The organism is Polaribacter sp., assembly GCF_049276715.1.
Classification (GTDB): domain Bacteria; phylum Bacteroidota; class Bacteroidia; order Flavobacteriales; family Flavobacteriaceae; genus Polaribacter.
Genome location: NZ_JBASWY010000009.1, coordinates 61,289 through 81,558, shown reverse-complemented (window position 1 = coordinate 81,558; position 20,270 = coordinate 61,289). Strand labels below are relative to the sequence as shown.

The window sequence follows — 20,270 nt, the reverse complement described above, 5'->3', positions numbered from 1 at the left end:
CTTTTTAAATCTAGATTTTCAGCTATTTAAAACTAAACAAAAACTCTCCATCCATAAGGATCTTCAGCTTTATTAGTTTGAATATCTGTAATTAATTTTTTCAATTTAGACGCATAAGGATTTTCTAATTCTGGTAAATCAAAATTATTTTCTTGATAACCAAAACCAGCAATTGGCGATATTACTGCAGCAGTTCCTGCTCCAAACATTTCTTTTAAACTTCCATTTTTAGCGGCTTCTACAACTTCGCCAACAGAAATTTTTCGAACTTCTGTTTGTATTCCATTATCTTCTGCGATTTGTAAAATACTTTTTCTAGTAATTCCGTCTAAAATTCGATCGCTTGTTGGACTTGTAATTAATGTGTCATTTATTCTAACAAAAATATTCATGGCTCCAGCTTCTTCAATAAATTGGTGTGAGTTATCATCTGTCCAAATTACTTGGTTGTATCCTTTTTCTATGGCTAATTGCGTTGGATAAAATTGTGCTGCATAATTACCACCAGCTTTTGCATAACCAACACCTCCATTTGCAGCTCTTGCGTATTTTTCTTCAATTAAAACTTTTACTTTACCAGCAAAATAAGCGCCAGAAGGAGCCGTACAAATCAAAAATTTATAAGCATTTGCAGGCGATGCATGAAAACCATTTCCTGTTGCAAACATAAAAGGTCTTATGTATAAAGAGCTTCCTTCTTTTGTAGGAATCCAATCGCTATCAACTTCTAATAATTGCTTTAAACCTTCCATAAAAATTTCTTCAGGAATTTGCGGAATCATTAATCTTTCTGCAGATTTGTTTAAACGTTTCCAATTATCTAAAGGTCTAAAAAGCATCATTTTTCCACTTGCATCTTTGTATGCTTTCATACCTTCAAAAATAGATTGTCCATAATGAAAAATCTTTGCAGAAGGATCTAAAGAAATTGGCGCAAAAGGTTCAATTTTAGGTTCTTGCCATTTGCCATTTGTATAATCGCAAGATAACATGTGATCAGAATATACGCTTCCAAAAGGTAAATTATCAAAATCTACAGAAGCTATTTTCGACTTTTCAACTCGATGAATTTCTATACTTGATGTCATTTTTTTGATGATTAAAGAGCTACAAATGTACATAATTTATTTATCTGAATCTTAAAAGAAGATTCAGTTTTCCTGTTAAATTTAGTACTTTTGTAATAAATCCGTTAAATAAATAAAATATGAAAAATATAATTAAAATATGCGTTGTAACTTTTTTAGTATTTGCAGCATGTAAATCAGAAAAAAAAGAAATAGAAACTAATGAAGAAACAGAAGCAGTAATGGCTAGTTACGATTCTTTTGGAGATAAAATTACAGATGAAAAAGTAATGTCTTCTGAAGAAATGTTAGCAAAATTTAACACCTTGAAAGTAGGTGATACCATCAACGTAAAATTTGCATCAAAAATTAAAGAAGTTTGTTCTAAAAAAGGTTGTTGGATGAAGTTGCCTTTAAATAAGGAAACTGAAACGATGGTTCGTTTTAAAGATTATGGTTTTTTTATGCCATTAGATTCTAAAGACAGAGAAGTAATTGTAGAAGGAAAAGCATTTGTAAAATTAACTCCTGTAGAAGAATTACAGCATTATGCAGAAGATGCAGGAAAAACAAAAGAGGAAATTGCCTTAATTACTGAACCAAAAAAGGAATTTACTTTTGAAGCAAATGGTGTTTTAATGAAAAAGTAAATAGAATTTTAGATTTTTGGATAGTTCGATTTTTAGACTAGTCAATACTAAAATCTGTTAATTTGGTATTCTAAAAATCCAATAATCTATTAAAGTGAAAAGAGAAATTTTAATAACTTCTGATGGTTCTACAACCATTCATTTACCAGAATGGAATGAGCAATACCATTCTAAACATGGTGCAATACAAGAAGCATATCATGTTTTTATGAAAGCAGGTTTTGAGAAGGTTCTCGATACAATTTCGCAAAAAAGCGAAATCACTCGAACAAACATGTCAATTTTAGAAATAGGTTTTGGTACAGGTTTAAATGCTTTTATTACTTTTTTAGAAGCTGATAAAAAGCAAGTAAAACTTGATTATGTTGGAGTAGAAGCGTATCCTATTTTAGAGGATGAATTTCAGAAATTAAATTATGTTTCTGAGTTGAAAGCAGAAAAACATCAATCTAAATTTGATAAAATGCATCAAGTTTGTTGGGATGAAAAACATCAAATTTCATCTCAGTTTACAATAAAAAAAAGAAAACAATTCTTTGAAGATATAGATGATGAAAATCAGTTCGACCTAATTTATTTTGATGCTTTTGGAGCCACAAATCAACCAGAATTATGGACTGAAAATATTTTTAAAAAAATGTATAGGGCACTAAAAGCTAATGGAGTTTTAGTAACCTATGCAGCAAAAGGAAGTGTAAGAAGAGCAATGCAGGCTGTTGGTTTTACTACAGAAAGATTGCAAGGGCCTCCAGGAAAAAGAGAAATGTTAAGAGCAACTAAAGTAATACTATAAGGATATGGAATTCAAAAGAAAATTTGGAAAACAAAAAGAATCTAAACCAAAAAAAGGACTTTTTTTAATATTGCTTTTGGCACTAATTCTATTTCTTTGGTTTAAGACAGAATCCATATTAAGCGCATTATTCTAAGTCATAAATCAAAATAAAATTGACTACAGAAAAAATAATTTTAGGGATAGACCCTGGAACCACAATTATGGGTTTTGGCATCATAAAAATTGTGGGTAAAAAAATGGAATTCATTCAAATGAATGAATTACTACTTACAAAATATGATGATCATTACCTAAAATTAAAACTCATTTTCGAACGCACAATTGAGTTAATAGACACTTACAATCCTGATGAAATTGCTATTGAAGCTCCATTTTTTGGTAAAAATGTTCAAAGTATGCTAAAGTTAGGGAGAGCTCAAGGAGTTGCAATGGCTGCTGGTTTATCAAGAGAAATACCAATCACAGAATACCTTCCCAAAAAAATTAAAATGGCAATTACAGGAAATGGAAATGCCAGCAAAGAACAAGTAGCGCTCATGTTAAAATCTCTTTTAAACCTAAAAGAGTTGCCAAAAAATTTAGATGCTACAGATGGTTTGGCAGCAGCAGTTTGTCATTTTTATAACTCATGTAAAGTTGTAGGTGGAAAAAATTATACTGGTTGGGCTAGTTTTGTGAAACAGAATGAAAAAAGAGTTAAAAAATGAGTGGTATCTACATTCACATTCCATTTTGTAAACAAGCTTGTTACTATTGTAACTTTTATTTTTCAATATCTTTAAAAAAGAAAGAAGAGTTATTAGACTGTTTAATAAAGGAAATAGAAATCAGAAAAGACGAACTTAATAATTCAACAATAGAAACCATTTATTTTGGTGGAGGAACTCCAAGTATCTTATCAACTAAAGAAATAAATAGATTGATATACGCTGTTTATAGTAATTTTAAAGTTGTTGAGAACCCAGAAATTACATTAGAGGCAAATCCTGATGATTTATCTGAAGAGAAAATAATAGAACTTTCGAAATCACCAATAAATAGATTAAGCATTGGTGTTCAGTCTTTTTTTGAAAAAGATTTAAAGTTGATGAACAGAGCTCATAATTCTGAAGAAGCTAAAAAATGTTTACAAATTGCTAGTCAGTATTTTACCAATATTTCCGTTGATTTAATTTACGGAATTCCAGATTGCACCAATGAGCAATGGTTAGAAAACATTCATACAGCTTTAAGTTTTGGAGTACCACATATTTCCAGCTACGCTTTAACTGTAGAGCCAGATACAGCCTTAGAAAGTTTTATTAAAAAAGGAATTATTAAAAATGTAGATGATGATAAAGCAGAAGAACAATTTATAATTTTAGTAGATGAATTACACAAGGCTAATTTTATTCATTACGAATTGTCTAATTTTGGTAAGCAAGGTTTTTTTAGTAAAAATAATTCTGCTTATTGGTTGGGAAAATCCTATTTAGGTATTGGTCCTGCTGCACATTCTTTTAATGGTAAACAACGTAGTTGGAATGTGCAAAACAATGCAATTTACATCAAAAAAATAAACCAAAACGAGTTGCCAATTCAAAGAGAAACCCTGTCTGTTACAGATAGATATAATGAGTATGTAATGACAGGTTTACGAACAATTTGGGGAGTTTCATTGGATAAAATTGAAAAAGAATTTGGAGAGAATTATGTAAAATATTTACAAATGCAATCAAAAAAATACATAGAGCAAGAATTATTGTATATTGATAACAAAATTCTAAAAACTACCAAAAAAGGAAAGTTTTTATCAGATGGAATGGCATCAGATTTGTTTATGCTTAATTTGATTTAATTTTTATTAAATTTCGAAAAAATTACAAATAGATATTGTAAAAAGATCAGGGAAAATGAAAGCAATTATAGAATACAATTCAAGAAAAATAGAAGTAGATATATCTAAACCTATAGATATTTCCATTCCCATTGATGTCTCTAAAAAGAGTGTAAATGCTTGGTATGTAGATGGTCCAAAAATTTTTCCAGAAGAATTTGATGGCGAAAAGGTAAAAGTTTCTGAGGGCGCAGTTGTTAATTTTAACAACATTCATTTTAATCCTCATTCGCATATTACACATACAGAATGTGTTGGTCATATTACAGAAAAAGTGCATTCTGTAAATCAGAATTTAAAATATTATATTTTTTTGGCAGAAGTGGTTACAATTGCTCCTTTATTTCATAATGGAGATTTTTTAATTGGTGTTAAACAGTTAACAAAGGCATTACTAAACAAAAAACGCGATGCAGTTGTTATTCGCACCTTACCTAATTTAGAAGATAAAAAGAGTATGCAATATTCAAATACAAATCCGACTTATTTATCTGAAAAAGCTGCCATTTATTTAAGAGAAAAGGGAATCAAACATTTGTTAATCGATTTGCCTTCTGTAGATAAGGAGAGGGATGAAGGAAGGCTCTTGTCTCACAATGCTTTTTGGAATACAGATGGTAAAATTAGAATGGATGCAACTATTACCGAATTTATTTACGTACCAAATTCAGTTGAAGATGGTGAATATTTGCTAAATTTAATGATTGCTCCTTTCGAAAATGATGCAACACCTAGTAAACCAATTTTGTATAAAATTATTAAAGATTAAATGAAAAAAACCGCTAATAAAAAATACATTTTTTATGCAATTTTATTGGTTGTTGTTTTACTTATAAAAGGTGTAATTTATCAAGATATTTCTGTTGATGATTTAAAAAAAGCATACGCAAATAAACACTCTAAATTTTTAGAAATTGATGGAATGCAAGTGCATTATAGAGATGAAGGCGAAGGTTTTCCAATCGTTTTGGTGCATGGTACAGCATCTTCTTTACACACTTGGAATGCTTGGACAAAAGAACTAACTAAAAATTACAGAGTTATTAGAATGGATTTGCCAGCATTTGGCATTACAGGTCCCAACAAGAATGCAGACTATTCAATAAAAGCATACACGCAATTCTTAAATCAATTTTTAACTCAAATAAAAGTTGATAAATTTTATTTAGCTGGAAATTCTTTAGGAGGAAATATTGCATGGAATTATACTGCAGAATACCCAGAAAAAGTATCGAAATTAATTTTAGTTGATGCAAGTGGTTTGCCAACCAACAAACCACAACCTGCTGTTTTTAAAATGGCAAAAACGCCTGTTTTAAGTTCTTTGTTTTTGTATGTAACTCCGAAGTTTTTTATCAAAAAAAACATAAAAGAAGTGTATGCAGATGAAACTAAAATTACAGATTCTTTAATTACACGTTATCATAAAATGGCTTTGAGAGTGGGAAACAGGCAAGCATTTATAGATAGAGCAAAAACAGACTTTAAGTTGGGAGAAAAGGCAAATTTAGATAAATTAAAAAGTATCCAAACACACACATTATTAATTTGGGGAGCACAAGATAATTGGATTCCTTTAGACAATGGAAAACGAATGGATCGTATTTTGCCAAACTCTAAATTAGTGATTATAGAAAATTCTGGTCATGTGCCAATGGAAGAAAGTCCTATAGAAAGTCTGGCTATTTTATATAATTTTTTAGGTTTCTAAAAACTAAAAACTAAAAACTAAAAACTAAAAACTAAAAACTAAAACCACTTCTTACGTTTAAAATACCAAACAGAAGCAATCGTAACTAAAACCATAATTCCAAGCAGAATAAAGTAACCATTCTGAGATTTTAACTCAGGCATATTTTCGAAATTCATTCCGTAAATACCTGCTAAAAAAGTTAACGGAATAAAAATTACAGAAAGTATGGTTAATGTTTTCATTACCTCATTTAATCTGTGGCCTTGAATACTAAAAATTAGATTTATTTTACTTTCTAAATCTTGTAATTCGAAGTCAATATCAGAAATTAAGTTAATGGTTTGTTCTTTAATTTCACTAAAGTATTTCACATTTACACCTTTAATATCCACCTTTTCTAGTCTTACAATGGTGTTTTTTAAACTTATGGTAGCCTTTTTAAAACTATACAATTCTTGCTTTCTATTTTCTACAAGTGTTGTAAATTCTGGTGTAGGTTTTATATTTGTCGCCTCTAAAATAGCATCACTAAGTTCCTCACGTTTCAAGTAAGTCTCTTCGTAATTATCAATAATAGCCTCAATAATTAAATACAATAAATAGTCCGCTTTTTTCTTTCTAACAATTCCTTTATGCCCTTCAATACGTTCGCGAATCCAATTAAAATAATCTCCCGGTTTTTCTTGAATACTCCATAAAAAATGAGGAGAAACAATAAAAATCATTTGTTCAGAATCGAGAAATGAATCATCGGTTTTTAAAACTTTTATGGTTACAAATAGCAAATCATCTAGAATAATTACTTTAGTGGCATGTTCCTCTTCCATTAATAATTTTATCAAAAAATCATCTAAATTATTTTGAAGAATAACATTTTTAAAATCTTCTTGATAATCCAAACCATAAGTATTTACCCACTTTGTGCCATTTACATCCGCAGATAAATCAACATCAGCAAGCGATAAAAATTTAGTCTTTTCGTAATTTTTATTCGAATATTTAATTACTGTGGTGTTTTCTAAAAACTCATTTTCCATCAAAAAAGATTTGTAAATTTGAAATATAAAGATACTTTTTAAATTTTAATTAAAATAACCTTTTAAGGCATGAGTTTATGAATATAGAGCAATTAAGAGATTTTTGTATGGCTAAAAAAGGGGTAACAGAACATTTTCCTTTTGATAATGTTACCCTTGTTTTTAAAGTGATGAACAAGATGTTTGCGCTAACAGGTTTGGATTCTTGGGAAAAAGGCGAACAGAAAATCAATTTAAAATGCGACCAAGATAAAGCAATTGAATTGCGTGAAGAATTCGAAGGCATTAATCCTGGTTGGCACATGAATAAAAAACTTTGGAATACAGTTACTCTAAATTCTGCAGATGTTTCTGATGATTTGATCAAAAAACTTATCAATCATTCGTATGATTTAGTTGTAAAAGGATTAACAAAAAAAGCACAAAATGAGTTAGCCTCATTATAACAATTTTAATATAAATACTTATGAAATTCAATTGGGAAGGCATCATGCCAGCAGTAACCACAAAGTTTACAGAAGATGATACATTGGATGTAAAAATGTTTCAAACCAACATCAAAGCACAAGTAGATGCAGGTGTGCATGGAATTGTTTTAGGAGGCACTTTAGGTGAAGCAAGTACCTTATTAGAATCAGAAAAAAGGCAATTAACCAAAGCAACTTTAGAGGTTGTAAATGGTAAAATACCTGTGTTAATGAATATTGCAGAACAATCTACAAAAGGTGCTATTTATGCAGCACAACAAGCTCAAGAAGATGGTGCAAGTGGTTTAATGATGTTGCCACCAATGAGATACAAAGCTGGTGATAGAGAAACAGTTACTTATTTTAAAACAGTTGCAAAAAACACAGATTTACCAATTATGATTTACAACAACCCTGTAGATTATAAAATTGAGATAACACTAGATATGTTTGATGAAATGTTAGAATGTAAAAACATAGAAGCTGTAAAAGAATCTACGAGAGATACAACAAATATTACTAGAATTATCAACAAATTTGGTGCACGTTTAAAGATTATGACAGGTGTAGATACAGTTGCTCTAGAAAGTTTATTACTAGGTGCAAATGGTTGGATTGCAGGTTTGGTTTGTGCATTTCCAGCAGAAACTGTTGCTATTTACGAGCTGCAAAAAGCAGGTAAAATGAAAGAAGCATTAGAAATTTACAGGTGGTTTATGCCTTTGTTAGAGTTAGATATTAACCCTAAATTAGTCCAAAATATTAAGTTGGCAGAAGTGTATACAAAAATAGGAACAGAAAATGTTCGTGCACCACGTTTGCCACTTTTTGGTGATGAGCGTAAAAAGGTAATCAACATTATAGAAAGCAGTTTAAAAAACAGGCCAACATTACCCAATTATAAAAATTTATAAAATATTTTGGATGTTCCCTAAAGGTCGCGCTTTACACTATATCTTTTTTTCGTTTCTCAAAAAAGGATGTCGTTTCAATCGCTAACACAAACCAACCAATAGTAAGTAAAATAATGACAGGAAAAAACTACATAGGCAATCAATTATCTGCAAAAGGGAACAAAACATTTAAAACCTTTAATCCAGAATTAAATCAAGAAAATAAAACTGTTTTCACAGAAGCCACTAAAGAAGAAATTAACGAAGCTGTAAATTTAGCCTCAGAAGCATTTAAACAATTCAGAGAAATTTCTGGACAAAAAAAAGCAGCATTTTTAAACACAATTGCCGACGAAATTTTAGCTTTAGATCATTTGTTAATCAATATGTATTGTTCAGAAACAGGTTTGCCAGAAGGTAGAGCAAAAGGCGAAAGAGGCAGAACAATTGGTCAGCTTAGAAGTTTTGCAAACTTGGTTGCTGAAGGTTGTTGGGTAGAAGCTACAATAGATACAGCACAGCCAAACAGAGAACCCTTGCCAAAATCCGATATTAGAAAAATGTTAATTCCAATTGGGCCTGTAGTTGTTTTTGGGGCAAGTAATTTTCCTTTGGCCTATTCTACAGCTGGTGGAGATACAGCTGCAGCTTTAGCTGCAGGTTGTCCAGTAATCGTAAAATCGCATCCAATGCATGCAGGAACAGGTGAATTAGTGTCATCAGCAATTGTAAAAGCGGCACAAAAAATAGGAATGCCAAAAGGTGTTTTTTCAAACTTAAATTCAAGCGGAATTGATGTTGGACAACAATTAGTAGCACATCCAAAAATAAAAGCAGTTGGTTTTACAGGAAGTATCAAAGGAGGAAGAGCTTTGTACGATTTAGCTGCTAAAAGAGAAGAACCAATTCCTGTTTTTGCAGAAATGGGCAGTATCAATCCTGTAGTTATTTTACCAAAAGCCTTAGAAAACCGAAATCAAGAAATCGCAAAAACCTATGCAGGTTCTATCACTTTAGGAACAGGTCAGTTTTGCACAAATCCAGGGTTGTTGTTAGCCATCAAAAGTGATGGATTAACCAATTTTATCAAAAATTTATATGAAGAAATTAGTAAGATAATTCCTTCTTGTATGTTGCATCCTAATATCAAAAAAGGTTATGAAATCAACAAAGAAAAAGTAATTTCTCAAAACAATGTTTCAGTTGTTGCAAACTTTTCATCCGAAGTTCAAAATAACTACGCACAACAAGCTGTGGTTACTGTTGATGGAAAATCATTTTTAGAAAATCCAGACCTACATTTAGAAGTTTTTGGTCCTTTTTCTATGATTGTTGAGTGCGAAAATGAAGTGGAATTAGAAGTTATTATATCGAAATTAGAAGGACAATTAACAGGAACAGTAATTTCTGACAATCATGAAATTTCTAAGTATTCAAAAGTGATTTCAGCATTGCAAAATAGGGTAGGACGTATTATTTTTAACGGAGTTCCAACAGGTGTAGAAGTTTGTGAATCTATGGTTCATGGTGGGCCTTATCCTGCATCAACAGATAGTCGTTTTTCTGCAGTTGGTATCACCTCTATAAAACGTTGGGTTCGTCCTTTTAGTTATCAAGATTGGCCAAATGAGTTGTTGCCAGAAGCATTACAAAATGACAACCCTTTGGATATTTTCAGAATAATTGATGGTATACGTTCTAAAGAAGTAACAAATGAGTAAGCATACCTTTGTTTGTATTGATGCACACACTTGTGGAAATCCTGTAAGAGTGATAAAAAGCGGTGGTCCAAATTTGGTTGGTAAAACCATGAATGAAAAACGACTTCATTTTTTAAAAGAATTTGATTGGATTCGCAAAGGATTGATGTTTGAACCAAGAGGTCATGATATGATGAGTGGTTCAATTTTATACGAACCTCACAATCCAGAAAACGATTTTTCGATTTTATTTATAGAAACTTCTGGCTGTTTGCCCATGTGTGGTCATGGAACCATTGGAACCATCACAATTGCTATTGAAGAAGGATTAATCATTCCAAAAATCCCGGGAAAAATAAAAATGGAAGCACCTGCTGGTTTGGTGGAAATTGAATATTCCATGAAAAAAGAGAAGGTAGAATGGGTAAAACTATTGAATGTTAAAAGTTATTTAGCTGCCGAAAATTTAACTGTTGATTGTCCAGAATTAGGCGAAATTACATTTGATGTTGCTTATGGTGGAAACTTTTATGCGATTGTAGATCCTCAAAAAAACTTTAGAGGAATTCAAGAATTTACAGCATCAAAAATTATACAATATTCACAAGTTGTAAGAGAGAGAATTAATGTAAAATATCCAAATCAGTTTGTACATCCAGAAAACGAAAGCGTTAAAAATGTAACTCATGTATTATGGACAGGAACACCTTTAGATAAATCGTCTCACGGAAAAAATGCAGTTTTTTATGGTGACAAAGCTATTGACAGAAGTCCTTGTGGAACAGGAACATCAGCAAGATTAGCGCAACTTTATGCGAAAGGAAAATTACAAGTTGGACAAGAATTTATTCACGAAAGTTTTATAGGAAGTACATTTACTGGATGTGTAGAAGCAGAAACGACTTTAGCAGACAAAAAAGCAATTATACCAAGCATTAAAGGCTGGGCAAAAATTTACGGGCAAAATACAATTACTATTGATACTGATGATGATCCTTATGCTTATGGATTTTCGGTTATTTAAGTTTATAACAAATTAAAAATGGCAAAAAGCGTAATTATTATTGGAGGTGGAATCATAGGTTTATGTTCTGCTTATTATTTGCAAAAAGAAGGTCATAAAGTAACTGTTATCGATAAATCTGATTTTTCATCAGGAGCCTCTTATGTAAATGCTGGGTATATCACCCCAAGTCATATTGTTCCATTATCTTCACCAGGAATGATAACAAAAGGCATTAAATGGATGTTTAATTCAGCAAGTCCTTTTTATGTTAAACCAAGATTAGATGCCGATTTTATAAAATGGTCTTGGCAATTTAAAAAATCGGCAACAGCAAAAAAAGTTGCCCAAGCAATTCCAGTAATTAAGGATATAAATTTATTAAGTAGAGAATTGTATGAAGAAATTCTAGCGTCAAAAGAGTTTGATTTTTTTTATCAAAAGAAAGGATTGTTGATGTATTACCAAACAGAAAAAGTAGGAGAAGAAGAGTGGAATACAGGTAAAAAAGCAATTAATTTGGGTTTAAAAGTAGAGAATTTATCTAAAGAAGAAGTTCAGAAAATAGAGCCAAAAGTAGATTTAAATATCAAAGGAGCAGTTTATTATCATTCAGATGCGCACATGACTCCCAATGAATTTATGCCTCAATTAAAAACGTATTTAAAAAGAAAGGGTGTAAGTATTTTAGAAAAGGAAGAGGTTGTAGATATTAGTATTTCTGATGATAAAATAACAACAATTAAAACCACAAATCTTCAAATTAAGTCAGATGAGTTTGTAATTGCAACAGGTGCTTGGTCTCAAAATTTTGCTAAAAAATTGAATTTGAATATTCCAATTCAAGCAGGAAAAGGCTACAGAATTAACGTAGAAAGGGAAACAAATATTACCATTCCTGCAATTTTATTGGAAGCAAAAGTGGCAGTAACCCCAATGAACGGATTTACACGTTTTGCAGGAACCATGGAAATTGGTGGAATTAATCATACAATCAATCCAAAAAGAGTAAACGCAATTGCAAATGCAGGCGAAAATTATTACAATGGATTACAAATAAATGACAATGAAAAAGCAAATGCACAATGTGGTTTGCGACCTTGTTCACCTGATGGATTGCCATTTATTGGAAAATCATCAAAATACAAAAACGTAACTTTTGCAACAGGTCATGCAATGATGGGTTGGAGTTTAGGGCCTGCAACTGGTAAATTGGTTTCAGAAATTATTTCTGAACAAAAAAGATCTTTAGATTTAAGTCCTTTTCATGTAGACAGAAAGTTTTAGTTTTAGGCGGATGAAAAAGGAAGAATTAAGAAAAATTTACAAACAAAAAAGACAAGATTTATCTACCAAAGAAATAATTGAATTTCAAAAAAATATTTACCATGAAATTTATGATTTAGATATTTCTGAAATAATAAATATTCATATTTTTCTAACACTTGAAAAATTTAAAGAGATAGATACAACTCCTATTATCGACTATTTTAGGAATCAACAGAAAAAAATTGTTGTGAGTAAAAGTGATTTTACCAATAATACTTTAACACATTTTTATTTAGAAGAAAACACAGAATTAGAACTCAACAAATTCGGAATTCCAGAACCTAAAAACGCTGGATCGGTTTTAGAAACTGAAATAGATTTGGTATTTGTTCCGCTTTTAATTTCTGATGAATTGGGTTATAGAGTTGGTTATGGAAAAGGTTTTTACGACCGCTTTTTATCGAATTGCAGAATAGATTGTAAAAAAATAGGCTTAAATTTCTTTAAACCTATTGCTAAAATTGATGATGTAAATGCCTTTGATATTGCTTTGGATTTGGTTGTATATCCAAAGAAATAAATTTAACGTTAGTCAGTCTGAGCTTGTCGAAGACTCCAAATAGCAATGAATTTAACTTTTGTCAGTCTGAGCCTGTCGAAGACTCCGTAATTTTATTCTTCGACAAGCTCAGAAAGACATTTTGAGTTTTAATTGTTTTCAGATATTTAAAACTAAAAATAGAATTTATCAATAACAATTATTTTTTACTAAATATGATATACTTTTTAATGACAACTACAAGTTGGCGTTGTAAAACTATTTGTATTCGCATTAAATGGAACTCCTTGATTGTAGCCATCCATTTCAAAGTAAAACTTACCTCTTTTCGTATCGTAATTTCCAACTTCATTCATCGTGGAAATATCATACAAACGACCATTAACCATAGTGTAAATTACAGAATTAGAGTTCTTTATGTCTTCTAGAGGGTTTTTATCCATAATAATTAAATCTGCTAATTTTCCTTTTTCTAAAGAGCCAATTTCATCAGCCATACCAATATAATCTGCACCATTTATAGTCGCTGCTTTTAAAGCTTCATGATTGCTTAAACCTCCTTGTTGCAACATCCATAATTCCCAATGAGCACCTAAACCTTGTAATTGTCCATGAGCACCTAAATTAACCTTTACACCTTCGTTTGCCAAAGCTGTAACTGTTTCAGAAGTTAAAATATGTCCGTTTTTGTACTCTTCCTCAGGCACCATTGTTCTGTGTCTAGAACGTGGATCAACCACATATCTTGGTGTGTATTTTAGTAACGTTTCGTTTTCCCAAACATTTGTTTTTTGATACCATTCAAACTCCCCATTCATACCACCATAATTTACAATTAGGGTAGGAGTATAGCCAGTTTTGCTATTTTTCCAAAGTGATAAAACATCTTTATACACAGGATTTACAGGAATATTGTGTTCAATTCCTGTATGTCCATCAAAAATCATAGACATGTTTGAGTAGAAATTAGAACCACCTTCAGGAACCACATTTACACCTAATTCTTTGGCTGCTTGCATAATTTGCTGACGCTGTTCCCTTCTTGGCTGATTGTAACTTTTTATCGATTTTGCACCAAATGCTTTGGTTCTTGCAATTGCAAAACGAGCATCCTCTAAATTGTTTACAACTGCTTTAAAATCGCCTTCTGCACCATATAAAATAAAACCTGTAGAAAACATTCTTGGGCCAACTAATTGTCCACTTTTTTGCAATTCTTCCAACGCAAAAGCAGCTGCTGTGTGTACAGAAGGATCATGTGAAGTGGTAACACCGAAAGCCAAATTTGCATAAAATTGCCAATGTTTTTGTGTGCTTAATCCGTTTCTAAAAGCACCCACATGTGCATGCACATCTACAATTCCAGGCATAATAGTTTTGCCTAACATTTTGTAAACTTTTGCATCAGAAGGAATATCTATATCAGAAGTTTTACCAATTTTTTCTATTTTATTTTGATAGATGACAATGGTTCCATCTTCAATAATTTCATTGCCATTCATGGTAATAATTCGTGCATTTTTAAACGCAATTCTACCTTGAGGAATATCTGATTTTTCTTTTAAATTGATTTTAATTCCTGCAGCATCATCTGCAACTAAATTTGTTTTTGCAAAAGGATTTGTGGTATTGTTTACAATAGATTTTGAAAAATATTCATCACCCAAAGTCCAGAAAACTTTGCTATTATTTGCAGACCAATGCAAATTGATTCCTGCGTTTTTAGACAAACTTTCTACGTTAAATGATTTGGTATTTTGGTCAACATTAATTTCACTTCCATTCATCACAAAAGGTGCTACATATAATTTGTGTAAATGAATAAAAGCAATCCATTTGTTGTCTTTACTTGGTACTAATCTGTTGGCTAGTTTCGATGAAAAATGACTTCTTTCTTCTTTTCCATTCAAATCTACACTTTTTAAGTTTTTGGTTAAACCACCAAAAAAAGAACCTCCTGTTTGGAAAAATAATCGTTTATCATCTGCAGAAAAAGTAGGAAATTCTCCAGTTTTAGAAATTCTTTTGGCAGCACTTCCGTCTGCGTTTGCTAAATAAAGTCCTGTGTTTTTTGTGTAATCAAAACCTTGATCGCCATTTCCAGATTCTTTTTCATACACAATTTGCGAACCAGAACTGTTATAACTTGGTGTTCTGTAAATTCCTTTTTCTTTGGTAATTTTCTCTAATCCAGAACCATCTAAATTTACTTTGTAAATCGCCCCAAAATTTTCATCATTCCATGTTACAAACAAAACCGATTTTCCATCTGCAGAAAAACTAGGGTCTGCTTCAAAATCTGTTAAAGTTGTAATTCTTGTTGGAGTTCCATCTGGCATTTCTTTTTTATAAATGTGCCCTAAAGAAGTAAAAACGATTATTTTTTCATCAGCAGAGGTTTGTACATCTTTTATCATTTTCGATGTAAATTCTTCTTCAAAAACTTTTCTTTTTACACGATGTGTTTGTGCTAATTTAATATCTTGATTTACTTGAAAAGGAATGTTTTCAATTTGCTTGGTTTCAACATTTATTTTATTAATTTTTCCCTGTGCCCAAATAATAATTTCTTGGTTATCTGGCATCCAAGAAAAATATGGATAGACTCCAAAAACAGCCCAAGCTTCACTTTGGTCTTTACTTAAATTCTCGTAAATAGGATATTCTTTTCCTGTTTCTAGTTCGTGAATGTATAAAACCGACTTTGTTCTCACACGTTTTACAAAGGCTAAAAATTTACCATCTTTAGAAATTACAGGTCTTGCAGCTCCACCTGGACCACCCGTAATTTGCTCTGTTTCTCCAGTTTCAAAGTTGTACTGAAAGATTGCGTAAATTTGACTATTAGGATCTTTATTATATTGAAAAAAACCTCCAGGATACATGTCTTCTGCATAATATAAATATTTTCCATCCGAAGAAATTGATGGATCATTCACATCTTGCTGATCGTTTTTTCTTTTGGTTAATTGCAAACCTGCTTCACCAGAAAGTGGATATTGCCACATTTCTCCAGCACCAACAGACCTTTGCGAAGTAAAGTGTTTTCTTGCTACTAAACTTTTTCCATCTGGCGTCCAAACTGCGTTATTTAGTAAAGTGTATTTTTCTTTGGTAATTGATTTTGCTTCTTTACCATCAGCAGTCATTACCCAAATATTGTTCCCACCTTCAGCATCACTTGTAAACGAAATGTATTTTCCATTTGGACTAAATTTAGGTTGCACTTCATAAGCCAAACCAGAGCGTAAAATGGTTGCTTTTCCTCCAGCAATTGGCATTTTATAAATGTCACCTAACAAATCGAAAACAATCGTCTTTCCATCAGGAGAAATGTCTAAATTCATCCAAGTTCCTTCTGTTGTGTTTAGGTTAAACGTATTGTATTTCCAGTCTTCATGAGGGTTATTCACATCCCATTCTTTCTGTTTTTCTTCTTTCTTCTGAGAATTGATTTGAATTGAAATGGATAAAAGCAGCAGTAAAAATAAATTTTTATACATGATTGTAGTTGGTTAGAAATTATGTTGGTGAAAGGTAAGATTTATATTTTAAATTTTTTAAAAAGGATTTTTATAGATGAATGTGTAAAACTAAAGCAAAGCATCACTCTTAAATAATAAGTTTGGATTAGGGCAAATTGTTTGCCAGAAATCAATTCTACTTTCGAAAGCAACTCCAGGAAAATCATTTTTATAATCTAATAAATTTAGCATGATTTGAAAATGTAAATGAGGAACCCATTCTCCATTTTCTAAATAGTTTCCTAAAACCCCAATTGGCTCATTTTTGTTAATTTTATCTCCAGTATTAAATTTTAGAACACTTTTTTCTGATAAATGACCATATAAAGTATAAAATTCTACTTCTTGAAATTGATGTTTTAAGATGATAAAACCTCCATAACCTTTGTATTCTTTTTGATGAACAGCACAAACAATTTCGCCATCAAACAAACTATGAATAGGCGTTTTTTCTGGCAACCAAAAATCGACGCCCAAATGAATATTTCTTTTTTCTGAAGAATTTTCATCATTATAAATATTGGAAGTATACAAAGCGCGTTTTTCTAAATACCCACCAGCAATAACTTTTGTAGGATTTTGTTTTTGAATTTCTTGCAATTTCTCTTCAAAAAAAACGGGATTATTAAATTCTGCTTCTGTCTTTACAGTGGTATTTTTTGTGCTTAAATCAATATGATAAATTTCGTTTTTTCCAATTGATGGAAATAATTCAGTTAAAGATATTTCTTGGTTTTTAGACCAATCTTTAAACTTTTGATAGTGCTGTTTTTCATCCATAATCAAAAATAGAATAATTGAATTAGATTTTTGAAAATAACTTTTTATTATTTGTAGTTTTGTTTGGAATGCTTATTTGATAAAAATGAAAACCTGGATAGTGCTTATTTCTTGCTTATCATTTACCTTAGTTAATGGTCAAAATAATGAACCAATTGATTTAGGGATTGGATTTACAATTGCTAAAAATCCTTATTTATTTGAAGATATGTCTCACCCTAAGAATATTTTTTCAGATAGTTTATTGACAAAAAGAATTAAAACAGATAAAATAATTCCTTTCTTTTACAAACCAGATTATGGTCTTTATCATTTTATTTGTCTTGAAAAATATGGTAAATATTATAAGATTTTAATTAATGATTCAGAAATAGGATTTGTTCCAAATGATAGAAATTATATTTTTAAAACTTGGGATGCTATATTGATGAGTGCTTCAGTTCAAAGAATCGACAAGTTGAACTTATTTAAAAATAAACCAAATGAAAGTGACACTAATTATGTGATAAACACTTGTAAAAATGATGTTCTGAAAGTAATTGATATAATTGAAAGTCAAGGAGAGTTTTGGCTTGAGGTTTCATTTGCAATAAAATGCGAAACATATATCGAAGCTGATACAGAACTGAAAACAGGTTGGATTAAATGGAGGGATTTTAATAAATTATTAGTTAGAATTCTGCTATTACATTAATAGATAATTTGATTAAAATGATAATACAAGGAAATATTGTTGACATACAAAACAAACGAATTTATAAAGGAGAAATTGAAGTTAAAAATAAAAAGATTTTAGAAATTCGGGAGTCAATTCACAATAAAGAAAACTACATTTTACCTGGTTTTGTAGATGCCCATATTCATATAGAAAGCTCCATGTTGGTTCCATCAGAATTTGCAAAAATTGCAGTAATTCATGGCACAGTTGCAACAGTTTCAGATCCGCACGAAATTGCCAATGTTTTAGGTGTTAAAGGAGTTGAGTTTATGATTGAAAACGGAAAAAAAGTTCCGTTAAAATTTAATTTTGGAGCACCAAGTTGTGTGCCTGCAACTTCTTTTGAAAGTGCTGGAGCCATTATAAATGCTGATGATATTCAATTGATGATGGAAAACCCTGACATAAAATATTTAGCAGAAATGATGAATTATCCTGGAGTTTTATTTAATGATGAAGAAGTTTTGGCAAAAATACAACATGCAAAAAACAACCATAAACCCATAGATGGTCATGCACCAGGTTTAAGAGGTAAAGATGTTAGCAAATATATTGCTGCTGGAATTTCTACAGATCACGAATGTTTTTCTTTTGATGAAGCAAAAGAGAAATTAGAAAAAGGAATGAAAGTGATTATTAGAGAAGGTTCTGCTGCAAAAAACTTTGAAGCTTTGATTGATTTGTTGCCAGAAAATTATAAAAATATGATGTTTTGTTCCGATGACAAACATCCAGATGATTTGTTGCTAGGTCACATCAATCAGCTATGTGAAAGAGCAGTTGCCAAAGGAATTGATGTTTTTAAAGTGTTGCAAGCAGCTTGCGTAAATCCTGTAAAACATTATAATTTAGAGGTTGGTTTGTTGCAAAAAGACGATTTTGCAGATTTTATTGTGGTTGATAATTTAGAGAATTTTACTGTTTTAGAAACTTATATTAATGGTGAATTGGTTGCAAAAAATGGAAAGAGTTTTGTAAAAGATGTTGAATTTGAAATACTCAATAATTTCAATACTGATAAAAAGAAGATTTCAGATTTTGAGTTTCATTCATCATCAGAAAAAATTATAGTGATAGAAGCTTTAGATGGCGAATTAATTACCAATCAAATTGAAGCAGATTCTTTGATTGAAGAAGGGAATTTAGTTTCAAATACCAAAACCGATATTTTAAAAATGACAGTGGTGAATCGTTATAAAAACGAACAACCAGCAATTGCATTTATCAAAAATTTCGGATTGAAAGAAGGAGCCATTGCAAGTTCTGTTGGCCATGATTCTCATAACATTATTGCAGTTGGAGTTTCAGACGAAGCAATTTGTAAAGCTGTAAATTTAATTATCGAAAATAGAGGTGGAGTTTGCGCTGTAAATCAATCTGAAGAAAAAATAGTTCCTCTACCAGTTGCAGGAATTATGTCTGACAAATCTGCTCAAGAAATAGGAAAAGCTTATGCAGCTTTAGATAAAATGGCGAAAGAAATGGGCAGTAAATTAAAAGCACCTTATATGAGTTTGTCTTTTATGGCGTTGTTGGTAATTCCGTCTTTAAAATTATCTGACAAAGGTTTGTTTGATGGAACCAGTTTTAAGTTTACCTCTTTAGAAATTAAATAAAACTAATGTTTTTCAAAAACCTTAACCCCAGCTTTTATTTCAATATCTAGATGATTTTTTCTTGGTGTTAATGGGCAAGAATATCGATCATTATATGCACAATATGGGTTGTAAGTGTTGTTAAAATTTAAAACAATCGTTCCATCCGATTTTTCGTCTGTAGTTAAAACATCCATGTAACGTCCTCCACCATAAGATTCTTCTCCAGAAGTATTGTCTGTAAATGGTAAAAAGAGATAATCTTTGTATTTTTCATCACGCAAATCATCTTGACTTTGGTAGATGGTAAGTTGTAAATTTTTCCCTTTTAAACTGAATTTTAAAATACCATATTCTTTGTACAAAGGCTTTCTGTCTGTAGTTGTTGCCATTTCGAAAGTAGGCGCATTTTCTGTTTTTATCAACTTTGCAGTTACTATAAAACTACTATCTACAGGAAAAAAATCTAAGCCTTTAAAATCTTTTAAATCCTTCTTTTTTAAAGGAGATTTGGAGGCATCTTTATAACTTGCATTTAATTTTTGTTGATATTCAGTTTCGCCAATTAATGGTCTTTTGTCTTGAGAATTGCAAGAAATCATCAAGAATAATGATAAAATTAATGTTATTTTTTTCATGGTTG

At 30.9% G+C, this 20,270-nt stretch carries 19 protein-coding genes; 14 read left to right on the top strand and 5 right to left on the bottom strand.

Annotated elements, in window-relative coordinates; translation table 11 throughout:
- Positions 1 to 32: 32 nt before the first annotated feature.
- Complete coding sequence (locus WAO74_RS02535) at positions 33 to 1,088, bottom strand: branched-chain amino acid aminotransferase (RefSeq protein ID WP_422159407.1); 1,056 nt, start codon at positions 1,086 to 1,088, stop codon at positions 33 to 35.
- 119 nt (positions 1,089 to 1,207) lie between these two features.
- Here WAO74_RS02535 and WAO74_RS02530 point away from each other — a divergent pair, with 119 nt between their 5' ends.
- From WAO74_RS02530 to WAO74_RS02505, 6 genes are all read left to right on the top strand, one after another.
- Positions 1,208 to 1,717 (top strand): DUF4920 domain-containing protein, encoded by a 510-nt coding sequence (locus WAO74_RS02530; protein WP_422159406.1) that lies wholly within the window; start codon positions 1,208 to 1,210, stop codon positions 1,715 to 1,717.
- A 94-nt stretch (positions 1,718 to 1,811) separates the two neighbouring features.
- A complete protein-coding gene (gene mnmD / locus WAO74_RS02525) occupies positions 1,812 to 2,510 on the top strand; it encodes a tRNA (5-methylaminomethyl-2-thiouridine)(34)-methyltransferase MnmD (protein WP_422159404.1) in 699 nt (232 codons plus the stop codon).
- 155 nt (positions 2,511 to 2,665) lie between these two features.
- A complete protein-coding gene (ruvC, locus tag WAO74_RS02520; protein ID WP_422159402.1) occupies positions 2,666 to 3,220 on the top strand; it encodes a crossover junction endodeoxyribonuclease RuvC in 555 nt (184 codons plus the stop codon).
- Positions 3,217 to 4,350, top strand: a complete 1,134-nt coding sequence (gene hemW, locus WAO74_RS02515) for a radical SAM family heme chaperone HemW (RefSeq protein ID WP_422159400.1) — start codon at positions 3,217 to 3,219, stop codon at positions 4,348 to 4,350. The genes ruvC and hemW overlap by 4 nt, the downstream gene beginning before the upstream one ends.
- A 55-nt stretch (positions 4,351 to 4,405) precedes the next feature.
- On the top strand, positions 4,406 to 5,158 hold the full coding sequence (locus WAO74_RS02510; RefSeq protein ID WP_422159398.1) for a cyclase family protein: 753 nt from the start codon (positions 4,406 to 4,408) through the stop codon (positions 5,156 to 5,158).
- Entirely contained in the window at positions 5,159 to 6,100 is a 942-nt protein-coding gene (locus WAO74_RS02505) for an alpha/beta fold hydrolase (protein ID WP_422159396.1), read from the top strand.
- A 38-nt stretch (positions 6,101 to 6,138) separates the two neighbouring features.
- Here WAO74_RS02505 and WAO74_RS02500 read toward each other — a convergent pair whose 3' ends face one another.
- Positions 6,139 to 7,119: a magnesium and cobalt transport protein CorA gene (locus WAO74_RS02500; RefSeq protein ID WP_422159395.1), complete on the bottom strand. Its 981-nt coding sequence runs from the start codon at positions 7,117 to 7,119 to the stop codon at positions 6,139 to 6,141.
- Positions 7,120 to 7,196: 77 nt separating this feature from the next.
- Between WAO74_RS02500 and WAO74_RS02495 the strand changes: the two genes are divergently transcribed.
- From WAO74_RS02495 to WAO74_RS02470, 6 genes are all read left to right on the top strand, one after another.
- Positions 7,197 to 7,565 carry an MmcQ/YjbR family DNA-binding protein gene (locus WAO74_RS02495; RefSeq protein WP_422159393.1) on the top strand — a complete coding sequence of 123 codons (369 nt, stop codon included), beginning with the start codon at positions 7,197 to 7,199 and terminating at the stop codon, positions 7,563 to 7,565.
- A 20-nt stretch (positions 7,566 to 7,585) separates the two neighbouring features.
- A complete protein-coding gene (locus WAO74_RS02490) occupies positions 7,586 to 8,500 on the top strand; it encodes a dihydrodipicolinate synthase family protein (protein WP_422159391.1) in 915 nt (304 codons plus the stop codon).
- A gap of 110 nt (positions 8,501 to 8,610) precedes the next feature.
- The gene (locus tag WAO74_RS02485; protein WP_422159568.1) at positions 8,611 to 10,200 is read left to right on the top strand and encodes an aldehyde dehydrogenase (NADP(+)); all 1,590 of its coding nucleotides are present in this window, start codon (positions 8,611 to 8,613) and stop codon (positions 10,198 to 10,200) included.
- Positions 10,193 to 11,203, top strand: coding sequence for a 4-hydroxyproline epimerase (locus WAO74_RS02480; RefSeq protein WP_422159389.1), 1,011 nt, complete (start codon positions 10,193 to 10,195; stop codon positions 11,201 to 11,203). Before WAO74_RS02485 ends, WAO74_RS02480 begins: the two co-directional genes overlap by 8 nt.
- 18 nt (positions 11,204 to 11,221) lie before the next feature.
- Positions 11,222 to 12,469, top strand: a complete 1,248-nt coding sequence (locus WAO74_RS02475) for an NAD(P)/FAD-dependent oxidoreductase (RefSeq protein WP_422159388.1) — start codon at positions 11,222 to 11,224, stop codon at positions 12,467 to 12,469.
- 10 nt (positions 12,470 to 12,479) lie between these two features.
- A complete protein-coding gene (locus tag WAO74_RS02470) occupies positions 12,480 to 13,031 on the top strand; it encodes a 5-formyltetrahydrofolate cyclo-ligase (protein ID WP_422159386.1) in 552 nt (183 codons plus the stop codon).
- A 206-nt stretch (positions 13,032 to 13,237) separates the two neighbouring features.
- On the opposite strand, the gene WAO74_RS02465 is transcribed toward WAO74_RS02470, so the two are convergent.
- Together WAO74_RS02465 and WAO74_RS02460 are read right to left on the bottom strand one after the other, a co-directional pair.
- Positions 13,238 to 16,513, bottom strand: coding sequence for an amidohydrolase family protein (locus tag WAO74_RS02465; protein ID WP_422159384.1), 3,276 nt, complete (start codon positions 16,511 to 16,513; stop codon positions 13,238 to 13,240).
- Between the two features lie 90 nt (positions 16,514 to 16,603).
- A complete protein-coding gene (locus tag WAO74_RS02460; RefSeq protein WP_422159382.1) occupies positions 16,604 to 17,314 on the bottom strand; it encodes a peptidoglycan DD-metalloendopeptidase family protein in 711 nt (236 codons plus the stop codon).
- A gap of 85 nt (positions 17,315 to 17,399) precedes the next feature.
- On the opposite strand from WAO74_RS02460, the gene WAO74_RS02455 reads away from it, so the two are divergent.
- Positions 17,400 to 18,008: a hypothetical protein gene (locus WAO74_RS02455; RefSeq protein WP_422159381.1), complete on the top strand. Its 609-nt coding sequence runs from the start codon at positions 17,400 to 17,402 to the stop codon at positions 18,006 to 18,008.
- Positions 18,009 to 18,025: 17 nt separating this feature from the next.
- Complete coding sequence (gene ade, locus WAO74_RS02450; RefSeq protein WP_422159379.1) at positions 18,026 to 19,648, top strand: adenine deaminase; 1,623 nt, start codon at positions 18,026 to 18,028, stop codon at positions 19,646 to 19,648.
- A gap of 2 nt (positions 19,649 to 19,650) precedes the next feature.
- Here ade and WAO74_RS02445 read toward each other — a convergent pair whose 3' ends face one another.
- The gene (locus tag WAO74_RS02445) at positions 19,651 to 20,265 is read right to left on the bottom strand and encodes a DUF1684 domain-containing protein (RefSeq protein ID WP_422159377.1); all 615 of its coding nucleotides are present in this window, start codon (positions 20,263 to 20,265) and stop codon (positions 19,651 to 19,653) included.
- Positions 20,266 to 20,270 lie beyond the last annotated feature (5 nt).